This window comes from Candidatus Nitrospira salsa, assembly GCF_965152625.1.
The window spans coordinates 2066895-2080601 of record NZ_CBCUCO010000002.1; the positions used below are offsets into that span (position 1 = coordinate 2066895).

At 48.2% G+C, this 13707-nt stretch carries 14 protein-coding genes and 1 pseudogene; all 15 read right to left on the minus strand.

Annotation, left to right across the window (positions count from 1 at the left end):
• Positions 1-13: 13 nt before the first annotated feature.
• The gene (gene hypD / locus ACWQXP_RS11245) at positions 14-1159 is read right to left on the minus strand and encodes a hydrogenase formation protein HypD (protein WP_454062913.1); all 1146 of its coding nucleotides are present in this window, start codon (positions 1157-1159) and stop codon (positions 14-16) included.
• A complete protein-coding gene (locus ACWQXP_RS11250; RefSeq protein WP_454062914.1) occupies positions 1156-1851 on the minus strand; it encodes a D-sedoheptulose-7-phosphate isomerase in 696 nt (231 codons plus the stop codon). Before ACWQXP_RS11250 ends, hypD begins: the two co-directional genes overlap by 4 nt.
• 13 nt (positions 1852-1864) lie before the next feature.
• Positions 1865-2146, minus strand: a complete 282-nt coding sequence (locus ACWQXP_RS11255) for a HypC/HybG/HupF family hydrogenase formation chaperone (protein WP_454062915.1) — start codon at positions 2144-2146, stop codon at positions 1865-1867.
• 2 nt (positions 2147-2148) lie between these two features.
• A complete protein-coding gene (hypF, locus tag ACWQXP_RS11260) occupies positions 2149-4563 on the minus strand; it encodes a carbamoyltransferase HypF (RefSeq protein ID WP_454062916.1) in 2415 nt (804 codons plus the stop codon).
• Positions 4560-5774, minus strand: a complete 1215-nt coding sequence (locus ACWQXP_RS11265; RefSeq protein WP_454062917.1) for a hypothetical protein — start codon at positions 5772-5774, stop codon at positions 4560-4562. Before ACWQXP_RS11265 ends, hypF begins: the two co-directional genes overlap by 4 nt.
• Before the next feature lie 6 nt (positions 5775-5780).
• Positions 5781-6683 (minus strand): NifU family protein, encoded by a 903-nt coding sequence (locus ACWQXP_RS11270; RefSeq protein ID WP_454062918.1) that lies wholly within the window; start codon positions 6681-6683, stop codon positions 5781-5783.
• A 23-nt stretch (positions 6684-6706) separates the two neighbouring features.
• The gene (locus tag ACWQXP_RS11275; RefSeq protein ID WP_454062919.1) at positions 6707-6931 is read right to left on the minus strand and encodes a hypothetical protein; all 225 of its coding nucleotides are present in this window, start codon (positions 6929-6931) and stop codon (positions 6707-6709) included.
• 18 nt (positions 6932-6949) lie between these two features.
• A complete protein-coding gene (locus tag ACWQXP_RS11280) occupies positions 6950-7135 on the minus strand; it encodes a hypothetical protein (protein ID WP_454062920.1) in 186 nt (61 codons plus the stop codon).
• 61 nt (positions 7136-7196) lie between these two features.
• A complete protein-coding gene (locus ACWQXP_RS11285; RefSeq protein ID WP_454062921.1) occupies positions 7197-8222 on the minus strand; it encodes a hypothetical protein in 1026 nt (341 codons plus the stop codon).
• 94 nt (positions 8223-8316) lie between these two features.
• Positions 8317-8724 (minus strand): hypothetical protein, encoded by a 408-nt coding sequence (locus ACWQXP_RS11290; protein ID WP_454062922.1) that lies wholly within the window; start codon positions 8722-8724, stop codon positions 8317-8319.
• A gap of 667 nt (positions 8725-9391) precedes the next feature.
• Positions 9392-9832: pseudogene (locus ACWQXP_RS11295) on the minus strand (hydrogenase maturation protease); the annotation flags it as partial.
• A gap of 115 nt (positions 9833-9947) precedes the next feature.
• Complete coding sequence (locus ACWQXP_RS11300) at positions 9948-10349, minus strand: hypothetical protein (RefSeq protein ID WP_454062923.1); 402 nt, start codon at positions 10347-10349, stop codon at positions 9948-9950.
• 31 nt (positions 10350-10380) lie between these two features.
• Complete coding sequence (locus ACWQXP_RS11305) at positions 10381-10695, minus strand: hypothetical protein (protein WP_454062924.1); 315 nt, start codon at positions 10693-10695, stop codon at positions 10381-10383.
• 121 nt (positions 10696-10816) lie between these two features.
• On the minus strand, positions 10817-12412 hold the full coding sequence (locus ACWQXP_RS11310; protein ID WP_454062925.1) for a nickel-dependent hydrogenase large subunit: 1596 nt from the start codon (positions 12410-12412) through the stop codon (positions 10817-10819).
• Positions 12413-12452: 40 nt separating this feature from the next.
• On the minus strand, positions 12453-13415 hold the full coding sequence (locus ACWQXP_RS11315) for an NADH-quinone oxidoreductase subunit B family protein (protein ID WP_454062926.1): 963 nt from the start codon (positions 13413-13415) through the stop codon (positions 12453-12455).
• Positions 13416-13707: the final 292 nt, after the last annotated feature.

Sequence of the window (13707 nt, forward strand, 5' to 3'; positions counted from 1 at the left end):
CTGAGTACTTTCGTTAAATCGAAACGCTGACGGATTGAATGTCGTTCCGGTCAATCCAGCCGTAGTTGTAATACGCAGCACATGCGCCTTCAGTGGACACCATGAGTGCGCCTAACGCATTCTCTGGCGTACAGCTTGTTCCAAAAACTTTGCATTGATTGGGCTTGATCGCTCCGGTTAGGACTTCACCACATTGACAGGCAGTAGGATCAGCAATGGTCACATTCGGAACCGAAAACTTTCGTTCAGCATCAAATACCGAGAACTCCTCACGAACCCGCACGCCTGAATGATCAATCGACCCTAAACCACGCCATTCAAAAAATTTCCGTAATTCAAAGACTCTCTGAATCGCTTCGAGTGCTTGAACATTTCCTTGTTGTGGCACAATGCGCTGATATTGGTTTTCAACTTCACATCGTCCTTCGGCCAGTTGCTTCAGCACCATCCAGACTGATTGCAAAATATCGAGCGGTTCAAATCCGGCAATCGTCAGGGGTTTTCTATAGCGTTTGGCAATAAAAGAATATGGGGCTATGCCAATCACCATACTGACATGACCTGGACCAAGAAACCCATCGAGCTGTAACCCTGGAGAATCCAAGACCGCCTTGATCGTGGGAATGATCGTGATGTGATTACAGAAGAGCGAAAAGTTTGTGAGGTTTTCCTCCTGAGCCCGAATAATCGTCAGTGCCGTACTGGGCATCGTGGTTTCAAACCCAAGACCGAAAAACACAACTTCTTTGTCTGGGTGGGCCCTTGCAATCTGTAACGCGTCCAATGGCGAATAGACCATGCGCACATCGGCACCTTCAGCCTTGGCTTGAAGCAAGTTTTTCTTCGACCCGGTCACGCGCATCGCATCCCCAAAGGTAGTCATAATGACATCTGGTCGTTCAGCGAGGGCGACACAATCGTCGACCCTTCCTCGTGGTAACACGCACACAGGACAGCCCGGTCCATGAACGAATTCCACTTCCTCGGGGAGCATCTTGTTGAGTCCATATCGAAAAATCGTGTGCGTATGACCACCGCAGACTTCCATGATACAGACCGGCCGGTGTCGACAGGTGTCAATGCGTTTGACTAATGCTTGGATTTCTTGGAGCAGCACCTGGGCTTTTTGAGGATCACGAAATTCGTCCACAAATTTCATTGAGGCACCTTTGTTGACGTGACAGCTCCACGCTCATCGGCAAGCAGTGTATGCACGAGATCCCAGATAATGTGATAGATGAGAACGTGACATTCCTGAATTCGGTGAACACTATCCGTCTCGACAACCAAACAATGGTGAATAGCGCTTGAATTCGCCATAAGTCCGCCGGTGCCACCTGTGAAGGCGATGGTCGTCATGCCCATATCATGAGCTTTCTCAAACGCTCGAAGAATATTTTTTGAATTGCCGCTTGTCGAAGCCCCGACAATTCCGTCCTCTCGTCTTCCTTGCGCGATCAGTTGCCGGACAAATATCTGGTCGAAACCCACATCATTGCCCACAGCCGTCATCATCGCTTGATCTGCCGCTAAATTAATGGCTGGGAGGGAGGGCCGACCTGTCGTGACCGGATGCAAAAATTCCACGGCGATATGTGCGGCATCGCAACTTGATCCACCATTCCCCATCGTCAAGAGCCGACCATCGTTCCGATAGATCGAGGAGATAGCATGCGCTGTGGCTACGACCTGTTGAGCGTGCTTAGCAAAGAAGGCTTGGAGGACCTGAATGCTGTCCTGAGATTTCTGAAAAGTCGATTCTAATAATTCACGATTAAGCCGAGCAGGGTCCTGCGGCTGGGTTGACTGCAAGAAGGGATACAAGGAAGAAAGGGTGTCCTGTGTAGACATAGCTTGTGTCGTCTTACGACGTATTAGATTCTCGCATGGCTTGAAGTTCCGCCTGGACCTCCCCCATTTCAGTCAGAAGTTTAATCGTGCGTTCGGCTTCCTCTTCATCAATCCGGCTCATGGCAAATCCTACGTGCACGAGCACCCAAGCGCCAACGCACGAAGCAGGTGGGTGCTCGTCGTCGACAATACAGGCAATATTCACTTGTCGTCGCACGCCCCCAACATCCACTATAGCGAGCTTCTGTTCTTTGTCATCGATTTCAACAATTTGTCCAGGAATACCTAAACACATAATCAATGTACCTGGTAATGGGTTAGAACGCGCGCTGCTGCGATGGCGGCTTGCCCCAAGGCTAGGCCTCCATCGTTCATTGGAACCTGGCGGTGCGATAGCACAGTAAATCCGTCATCGCATAACTGTTGATGCACTAGCTCAAACAAAATCTTGTTTTGAAAGACGCCTCCAGAAAGTGCCACGGTCTGATACGCACATTGACCTTCAGAAGTTTGACTACAAACCTTGACCATGGAACAGATGACGTTTGCGAGTCCCTTATGAAAACGGGCGGCCATGACGGGTCGTGGGGTGTCTAACAGCAAATCACCTAAGAGAGCTTCCCACATAGCCAATGGTTCGACATAGCGGAGCTGGGAGTGCTGAAGCCGGGGAATAGAAAATGGATAGGCCAAAGCTAGATGTTCCGTTTCGAGAGCAGTGCGATCCACCATTGCCTCCAATTCCATCGCGGCTTGCCCTTCATACAGGACACGATCCTGGCAAATCCCCAGAGCAGCAGCAACAGCATCGAACAGTCGGCCGCAAGAGCTCGCAAGCGGACTATTCACCTGTTCGCTCAGCATTTGATCTAGTATGGCACGAGGTTTCTGCTGAAGATAGTGAAACAACGGCAACTCATGATAATTCATCTTAAACTGTGCCCAGCCCATTTCTGCAACCACATGCGCATACGTATTTCGCCAAGGTTCTCGACTCGCCTGATTGCCCCCAAGCATCGCAATTGGCTTAAACGTTCCTAAACGAGTAAAGTCACAATAATCACCGGCAAGAAACTCTCCTCCCCAAAAAGTTCCGTCTTCCCCTACCCCCAGTCCATCCAACAGCACCCCAAGGATAGGAGATGTATTGAGCGGAATGTCATTATCAGCCAAACACGCAGCCAAGTGAGCATGATGATGCTGGACCTCGCTCATGGGCAGCTTGTGATGATCGGCAAGTTCTCGCCCAAGCTTGCTTGACAGATATTCAGGATGACGATCAATGGCCACAACCTCGGGCGTCTGTCCAAATAACCCCTGATACTGTGCCAGCGCAAGCTGATAATCAGCGTAGGTCAAAGCATCTTCTAAATCGCCAATGTGGTGAGACAACAGCGCCTCTCCATTTTTCAGAAAACAGAATGTATTCTTTAGTTCCCCACCCATCGCTAATATTCTCGGCGCCTGCCCAAAGCTCTGTGGAAGAGTGATGGGAGTCGGAGCATAGCCACGACTCCGGCGGAAAATACGAGGGACGTTCAACATTATTTTGACCACCGAATCATCAACGCGCTGAGTGATTTCCCGATCATGCAAAACAAAGTATTCCGCAATGTGGCCTAAGTGCTCCTTGGCTAATTCGTTGTCGATCCATTGTGGTTCTCCCGCTCGATTTCCACTCGTCAGTACGATAGGCCCATTCATTCGTTTGAGGATGAGATGATGGAGCGGAGAATTAGGAAGCATAAAACCATACATGTTCACGTTGGGTGCCACACTGGGAGCCAACGAGTCGTGGCTTACAGAGGAAAGCAGCACGATCGGTGCAGCTGGACGTTGGAGCAGAGCGGCCTCCTGATCATTAACTGGACAATATCGTCGAATGACGTCCAGGTCACGAGCCATGAGTGCAAACGGCTTTCTTTCCCGTTGTTTGAGTGTTCGTAGTCTACTGACGGGTTCTTCCTGGGTGGCATCACAGGCTAATTGAAATCCACCGAGTCCTTTAATAGCGACAATATGACCGCGTTTCAATAGGGTACAGACCGCATCCATTTCATCCAGCATGCTGAAGGAATCGATGGCAATAGGTTTCTGGTCTGCCCGTTCTAGCCAGACTTTAGGTCCACAGGCATAACAGGCAATAGACTCTGCGTGAAACCGTCGGGTGTGAGGATCGCCATATTCATGAGCACAAACGTCACAGAAGGGAAAGGGGGCCATAGAGGTGTGCGACCGGTCGTAGGGAATCTGTCGCTGAATGGTGAGTCGTGGGCCACAATGCGTGCAGTTCGTAAACGGATAACGAAAATGACGGACATACGGATCAAAAATTTCTTTGAGACATGCCGAACACGTCGCGGCATCGGGTATAATTCCAGTTGCCTTTTCCGTATTTTCGGTATTTGCAATGAGAAATTCTCGTTCGGGTATGGCATAGGTCGAAATTGGTTGCCACTCAACATGACTGATTTTGGCAAGCGGTGGAGGATGATTGGTCAACTCTTTCACAAAACTCATCATATCGGGGCTTTTTCCTGCTACCATAATTTGCACACCCTGTCCATTATTCAGAACCCGTCCTCTCAAGTGATAGCGCTGAGCCAGAACCCACACAGCCGGACGAAACCCCACACCTTGGACGAGCCCTTGGATTTGAATGTGCCATGCGGCATCGTCAGTTGAAAGTCCATGTGACGATGTACGAATCATATTTCGAGTGTTGGATTAACAGACCATAATTGAATACGATTGTTTCCAGAATCGGCCACGACGATCGTCTTCCCACAGGCCTGGACACTATACGGCCAACACAGACTCCCTCTCTTGACAAATTTCCATTGATTGTCACCTTTAGCATTGAACGTCGGTTGTCCTGCCAAGGCTTGAGCCTTACCGCCAGTCAGGAGGTGCGATAATGGCCACCCTAATAATCGGGAATTCGCTGTGTCAGCCGTGAGCAACCATGATCCACAGGTGGTGATGCTATAGGGCATGTTCAAAGTTTCGGCTCTGGGCCAATACAAACTGGCGTTGTGGTCCACCAGGCGCGAGTTGCATTGGCCAAGAATCCATTGACAATCAGCACCGTGATGCATAGGCATTCCATTCCACACCATGATTCGATTATTCCCAGCATCAGTCACACACAAATTGCCGTTCCATTTGGTGATACCATGGGGCCACCGCATGCTCATGGCATTGGGCTCTCCACCAGCATTTTCATTTCGGCATGTGAATGTCTGCTGCCCAAGGACTAGATCTGCCGGTTGGCCATGACAAGTTGGAAAGGTGTGCCATATGAGAACACGACGATTGCCACTATCCGCCACCATCAACGATTCTCCCTCGGACCAGACACCATACGGCCAATGCAACGTTACCGCACTAGGAACAGCAGAGCCTCTATTGGCATCAATGGATATCATGTCGTTTTGACCTAACACCACATCCGCAGGTGTGTGACTATCTTGTGGAACGGTCTTCCAAAGAAGCACACGATTGTTCCATGCATCGGCTACCGCTAAACCGTCCTTATACGGCACTATTCCTGTTGGAACGTTGAGTGTATGAGGGCCTGGAGATGTTTTGGCATTGCGTCCTTCAGCCCCAAAATGCAGTTGCCCAAGAATCCAATCAGCGGGTGCATGATCTTCAGTTGGGAGATGCTTCCAGCCTAGGAGGCGATGATGACCAGTATCGGCAACCCAAAGTGGACCATGGGGTGCCAACAAACAGGCTCCACGTGGACCGAATAGGTTCGAGGCAGATGGGGTTATGGGGATGGGGAGCCCTCCAGAATCATGGCATTCTCCCAACACGACCGTAGGGCCAGATTCTTGGAATAACGATTCCGAAGTCTCGGCACATATTTCTTCTGGTTTCAAGGCTGGAACTGGAGAGATATGCACAACCGTGCTCATGAAGGATTACTCCGAAAACTTGATCTCCACCGTTGTTCCGGTCACGCGAACGGCATGCGGTAACAATTGCACCTCAGAAGCCGTCAAGCATTCACCACTCGTTAATGAATACTGAAAACCATGATACGGACAGGTGATAATGCCGTCGTTGACTTCTCCCATGTCCAACGGCATCCCCATATGCGCACAGGAATTTTCAAAACAGGTCACTTGATGTCCTTGTCGGCTGAATAAGAGTGAATGACCGGAGACCTCGTTCACCGTCACACCATTTTCCGGGATATGTTCCACGTTCGTCACAGATTGCCAACCTTCTTCTGCTGTTTTGGCAAATGGACTGACAAAATGTAAGGGAACCCCATGCTCTCCCGTCAAGGTCGCAGCCCCTTTGACGGTGTGAATGCTCGTGATTTCAGGACAAGAGTCTTTAATGGCTTTTTCCACCCCTTCTGTTAGGGTAAGACTAGAAGACGGGCACCCATGACAGGCGCCTAGCAGTTGAATGTCAACCGTATCCGGAGGTCGTACGGCCACAAGCTCAACATCGCCTCCATGCGTTTGAAGAGAAGGACGAACAGAAGCGAGTGCATCTTCTATCCGTTCATGTAATGAGGGCTTGATTAGTTGGAAATGTCGTAGGACAGCGTAAACAACTTCATCCGAGACGGCTTGTCGAAGACCGGGTTGCGCGGCTGGATGAGACTTGATCTCACGAATCAATCGAGAAAAGGCTTCAGTATGAAGCCGATCAATAGCCTGGCGTAAAGCCTGCACGGTATGTTGTTGAGTTTCCTCCCATCCGTCAACGATCGTTTCTAAACGTTCAATATCCCGGACAAGATCCCCTAACGCTGGCTGAGTTGGGTTAGGTTGTTGGGAATGTGGAGCAACCTGTGAGGACGACGTCATTACGTCAACCTTTACCATCTATTCTACTGAAATTTTAAATCACGAAAGAGACGTGGTTGCAATGCGCCAGACAATCCACTGGCTATCATCACTGCCACCCACATATTCACACCAACCTTAACCAGTGCCACCAGCATGAGAGCCGCCAGTACTGCACCAAACACCACCAGCATCATGACCTTGTTGAGATCCTTAAATAATTTACCTTTACAAAATAGCAGGATTGAATGCCTGAACATGTCAATCATGATGTATCTCTCTCGCACTCACACGACCACAAGAAGCAGCAAGCCTACAACCACACCTGGAACAGCGGCAAGAGGTCCGAAAAATGCCCCCATCATAGCGGCTAGTTCATACCCCAAATCCTTTCCTCCAACGAACATACCGCCAACAGCACCCCCAATTGCCCCCATGACACAGGCCATCAGAAAGAGGAGGAGGCATTTCACGACGGTGAACTCTCCAAATGTCAGCGTGTCAATAACAAAGATCTCCTAACACAACTATGGGTTACATCGTCGTGCGATAAATGGAGTCGCTTGGTGAGAAATCTTCGGCATCTTGCAGTTCTTGATCAATGTCTGCCATCACTTCTGATGTCATGAGGACTTTCGTGCTTTCTCCAAACTGTTGAAAAATAGTAATGGCTTCATGGTAATACGCATACGCACGTCTGAGGTTACCACGATTGCTTCGTTCTGGATACTGAGGATCATCAGGTAAGCTCCGCAAGGCATTGGCCTTGTTTGAAATAGTATTGGCATATTCTAATGGAGTGTCTTTTGGATTTCGAACTTTCAGGGCTTCGTCGTAGGCCTCCAGCGCTCGAAAAATGTTTTCAACGACATGACTACTAGAGGAATATTGCAAGGCATTTCCCAAGTTGTTTTGAAGCATTGCGTATTCCGTCGGATAATCAATCAGTGTGACAACACGTAGGGCTTCTTCAAACGACTGCACCGCGAGCGCTTCTCGCATCTTTCCATTCTGCTCCGTAATGGTCATCGATAAATAAGCTGTGGCCAGATTGTTATGAAGAATGGCAAATTCTGCCGGATAGGCATCGCGCGTAAAAATACGGAGTGACCGCAAATAGGCATTGATCGCGTCAGTGATGTGTGCGCAGCCATAACTAGCCAAGGATTGAATGGTCAGGCCAAGATTCATCTCAGCTTCTGCAAGTTCTTGCATAGAGCCGTGCTGCTTTAAAATTATGATAGCTAATTCAAAAGCGGTATGAGCTTGCCGGAGAAACTCAGGTCCGTCATGTGGAATCGCATTTAGTGCCGTCCCCATCCGAGCTTCCACTCTAGCTAGGAGCAGCGATTCAGCCGGACATAGCGAGATCGCCTTGCGGTAGAGCGAGACGGCATGATGAAGATCTTGTGCTGATTTGGGTTTCTGCTGGAGACTCATGGCGATTTCCATGAGCATCTCTACTTTTTCTGGGTGGGTAGCATCGGCGGATTCAACAGCTGCAAATGCGGCTTTGACGCGTTCATCGGAAAGACTAGAAGTGACCATTTGATCCACCATCGTTTGGCTCCTCTATGTGTATGTTACGCATCCCATGCCATGCTCATTCAAACGATCAACATAATTCTTCTAACAACAAAGATACTCGGAGCTTTTAGGGTTTTCGGACCGGACTTTCAGGAAAACTGTACGATGTCATAGCAATAGATTTATTCATTCTAAACATTTGAGACAATGCTTTTTTAGAAGATTCAAATGCGATGTGTGCTTGCATGAGGTACTCCGGCCCCTCGTGTGGAATGGCATTCAATACCATCCCCATTCGAGCTTGCAATCGAGCCGTCAGAAGCGGCTCTGTCTCACATAGCGAGGCAGCCTTTTGATAAAGAAATACCGCCTGATAAAGATCTTGCACAGATTTGGGGTTTTGCTGGAAACTCATGGCCATTTCCATAAGCTTCTCTACTTCAGCGGCTGAGGTAGCAGAGGTTGATTTAGCTGCAACTACGGCGGCGTTGACGCATTCATTGGAAAGACTAGAAGTGACTACTTTATCAACCATCCTTGGCTCCTGTGTAGATTTCACTCATCTTATTCGCAGGCATCTTATATGTCAATTTGTTTTTCTAATTGCAAAGTTACTATGCATATTTACACTTAAATCGCCACTTAAACGTATTTATACTTAATTTATTCAGTTTATATCGTTAGTAAATGAAACCTGGGATTGCAAGTACGCCAAACCACTGTAGTCCATGATTCAAACAGTAGAAATGGTCTGCAGAAGAGTCTATGCCGAATGATGGGGGCGAGAGAAATGCCCTATGCCTGCAGAACAGAACAGGTCATATTGATCGAGGGTTTATGCAAGAAACATCAAAGACCAATCCGCACGTGGTGTTATCCCATGAAACAGGAATACGATAATCAACAAGGTCTTCGAGGCCATGTTCTCGAAGAAACTCTTGTGCATGAATCACCCGGTCTCCATGCGAATTTCTGATTTTGAGTAGGAGCCCCCCTCCCCCTTCATGACGAATAGGGAGGATGAGAATCTGGTTGTCCCGTTTGACAAGAGCGATGTGCTGAAGATTCTGGAAATACCTCTCTGAGATTGACGCATCGACATAGAGGCTGCCTTTATGAATTCGAATATGAAGCGGCGACTCAGGTTCACTGCTGTGGGATTCTGGCAACTCAGAATGAATCCATGCTAACGCTTGCGTACGAATATGTTCGCACACGATTTCTACTGATTGTTCTACGGGAGGGGTTAACTCAAGGCCAAAAGACGTATCAGCAGCTTCAATGAGATACACCGTGACATCTTTGGGAAATTCCTCCTTAAAGATTTGCTGGCCAGCATAGAGCGCATGGTCCCAACGAAAGTCATGCAAACTATAACTTGAGTTTGGGCGATTCGTGACATCATCACCTCGGAGTTTAAAAATGGCACCGGATTCTGAGCCACTCACACACGCATCGATAATAATGAGAGCACGAGCTCCTCGGGCATGAAACATGACATCCATTCCGCCTGTACCCGCATCAAAAACGTGAACATTCGGTTGAGCGTGTTGAGAGAAAAATGCTTGCAGACGCTGAGCAACCACAACTCCTACACCATCGTCACGTCGGTTGAGATTGCCGCACCCAATGATCACATACATATTTTCAATCGTGTCGCACGCACGTTTTACAAGAAAAACGAAGCAAGAAGTGATTATATGACTTTGGCGGGAAGAATAGAAATCATTCGACAATCACAAAAATGAAACACCATCCCTAAATTCGCCAAAGCCGGCACGACCAGTCTTTTTCGACAGGAATGGATAATTCAGGAAGCTCACAGAATCGGCGATGCAGGAGGTAGTACATGCAGGTCTCACAAGATTGGACAAGATCGTCTTCATCATCAAATGGGTGGTATGGCTGTAATGTAAATCCGGCAATCTTGATTTTTTCATCAAGCTGATTGTCCATTAACGATTGCAGCCTCGCTATAATGACTTGAACGTCTTCACTGGAATACGCACGAGGTTCAACCTCAGTCGGAACTCCAGACTCTAAGAACTGGAACACCTTCTGTCGAAGAAGGTCATCGTTATCCATCTGAAGATAGGCGGGAAAGCTGTGCTGAAAACCTACCGCGTCAACATCTAACCGAAAATAAGCTTCTGCTGGCAAAGACTAACGACGAGATTAGAAATAGGTATGCTTAGATACGCCACAATCGACAATACCAGTCCGGCTCAACTGGCACGGCCAATTCCGGCAAATCGCACCATTTTCTGTGGACTAAATAATACATGCATTCTAAACATCGCATTTGATCCGGTCCATACGGCTGATCCGCAAATCCTCCTATTACGAGTTTGCCCTCTAAGTCATCTGGAGAAAGGTTTCGCAGCTCATCAAGAAGTTTCGCAAATTCGACATGCGTTTCAGGAAATGGTTCGAGCATCGTCTTGAGCCCGTTGGACAACAAGCCTTCAATCTGTTGTCGAACTTTTTCTTCTTCCTCATTACGCATAATACGAAGATCCTGGCACTTCGCCGAAAAGGGTGAAGCGTGAAGGTTCGAGCACCCTCCTATATGAATTCACATAAATTCGTGTATTCTCGGCATTGTCATTACTCAAATTCGCGATCGTTTACCCTATTCGAAATCGTGATAATTCCTTTCCAGACTTGGCATCATGCGCATGGACGGTACAGACGAGACAGGAGTCAAAAGAACGCGCCACATGACCAACCTCGACAGGATCAGTCGGATCAGCAATCGGGGACCCTATGAGCGCTTCTTCGATGGGCCCTCGATTACCTTCGCTGTCACGTGGTCCCACATTCCAAGTCGTGGGCGCAATGATTTGGTAATTTTTTATTTTCCCACCTTGAACCTCAATCCAATGGCACAACGCACCGCGAATGGCTTCAGTCGCACCCCATCCCCGACCATCCACTTCCTGCGGTTTAATATACCAAGGATCATTCAATTTGAATTCGCGCAGGCACCGTTCGGCTTGACGATAAAGTGTCACGGTTTCATGCATTCGGGCGAGTTGCCTGAGGTGAAGACTAGGGCCACTCATATTTTTATAGACATCTAAAATGAACCCATCAGTATGTTGCCAGTCTTCGCCATGTTTGCCCCCTGCAATCATTTGCCTGGCAAAAGGACCTGCTTCGAGCCGTCCAAACTGTTCATGACTGACCGCGGTACACCAGGAATACCGACCAGTAAAATCGGTGGAGTTGTTTAGGATGGCTTTGGTTGTTCGGTCGAAGGGATGCACATCGTCGTTACTTTCGTCATACCATGAATGCGTCGTGTTTTCACGTGCGAATTCCTGACTCATTAAGCTATGCGCATCTGTGGCGCCATTATAGACACCGCTCTTCATCATCACAGATGTTTGTCGGCCGTCGATTGTTGGTTTTTGGTATTTATCTTCATGGGGGAGATAACCCCATGAGAAATATTTGCCTATTCCTCCACCATATTGATGCAACCCAATGTCGACTCCCATCCGCCAATAAAAACCCAAATCCGAATTGGCATGTGCAGGACTTTCGTCCAGCCAAACCATAAAATCATCATAGGTTTTGATTTGCTCATACCGTTCGAGTGAGCATCCTAACCACACCGGCTCAAGCCACGTCTTTTTGTAATATTCTAATATCGACCAGGCACGGGTGACATCGGAAAGAGTTGGCGCACACATGACTCCGCCTGGCACCATATACGACGAATGCGGCCATTGCCCGCCGAGTAATGCATAAATTTCTACCGGTTTACCAGAGATCGTCACGCCAATTTCATAGGATTTTCCAGAAAAGGGGGCAAAGCGTTTACAGGCTTCTTCATAATATTGATTATTTCGATATTGTTTGTTGGTGAGATCAATCGCATACAACCCATAAAAGTATCGAGGCTGACTTTGCAAACTTTCCACAATCTGGCCAAGGTTTCGAGCCAAGATGGCATTTCGGGGAACAGTCGTCTTCCAGGCGGTATCCAGCGCCCAAGCGGCACAGGTGAGGTGCGACGCCCCACATATTCCGCATGCACGTGGAGTGACGACCAGGCCAGCTTGGGGGTCTTTGTCGCGAAGGATAATTTCAAACCCCCGAAACAACTCGGCTTGAGTCCAGGCATTCGTCACCACGCCGTTATCGATATCAACTCGGACATCGAGGTCCCCCTCGACTCTTCCTACCGGAGAAATATCTAATGTTTGTACAGCCATGGTCCTGCTCCTCTTATGTAGAAACTTTTGTCTAGATGCTTTACACCACGAAGATGTCTTCCTCCGCCCAGGCCGGAGAGGCATTTTTGGCTGCAGCAGTCAGAGTCACATACCCCTTCTTTTCAACTCCTGATGGGAGAACTTTAGGAACACCCATCACCGTTTGAGTCTTAAACACTGTCCCTGGTGCCAAATCAAAGTGTGGAAACTCTGGTTCAGTACAACCTAGACACGGCATGCCAGAACGTGTCTTGGAGGATTGACGATTCCACAGGATCCGATTGCAGGGAGAATGAGTCATGGGTCCCCGGCACCCGAGGTCGTAGTAGAGACACCCTTTACGTTGCCCAAACTCGGTCGCTGAAACCTTGTAGGCAAAGTGCATATTTCTCGTACAACCGGTTTGGGTAAAGCTCTGGAAAAAGGTTTTGGGTCGCTGGAACTCGTCCAAAGAAATATCGCTAGCTCGCCCTGTCGCGACGGCCACAACAATTTGAGTGATCCAATCAGGATGCGCCGGACAGCCTGGAATGTTGATCACCGGAAGACCGGACTTTGAACGAAAATCTATCCCTAAAAACCCACCATGGTTTCGTTTGAGAAATTGAAGCCCCTGGGACTCACTCGGATTCGGTACCGTAGCTGGAATACCGCCCCATGTTGCACAATCCCCGATTCCTACCACATATTGTGCGGATCCACACAAGTCCTGCACCCACTGCTTCATCGCCCGTCCGGCAAATCGATTCCATTCGCCAGTACCATTAGGAGCATTGACCACCGTTCCTTCAAAGACAAAAATGTCGAGTTGAATTTCTCCCGACACACAGTCGCGAAGTAATTTTTGTAAATTATCTCCTAATTCCACACCCAAGGATGGATGCCAGAGAATGTTGATTCCAAAATCCGTCACAAGGTCACAAGCACTGGGTTCCTCCGCATTAAGAAACGACATGGTGTTACCCGAACATGCACCACCTTGTAACCAGAGTAAATTGGCCATAACGGTTCCTTTATTTAATAACGTCTTACTGAATACAGGATCACAGAAAATTTTTAAGGGGCAGGTAATGGAGAAGAAAAATCCTTTGAAGTCGTCACGGTATACATTCCATTAATTATGCCGTTAACAAGCAAATGCGATGCCATTAACCGTTTTTGTGCCAACATGATTAGCGAATATTCATCTTTCCTGTAGAACAAAAGGAATATTCTATCGACGTACTTATCATGAGATTGATAAGACCCACGACAAGATGAAAAGAAGAGTTACACAATTAAGAACAATAGCAAGG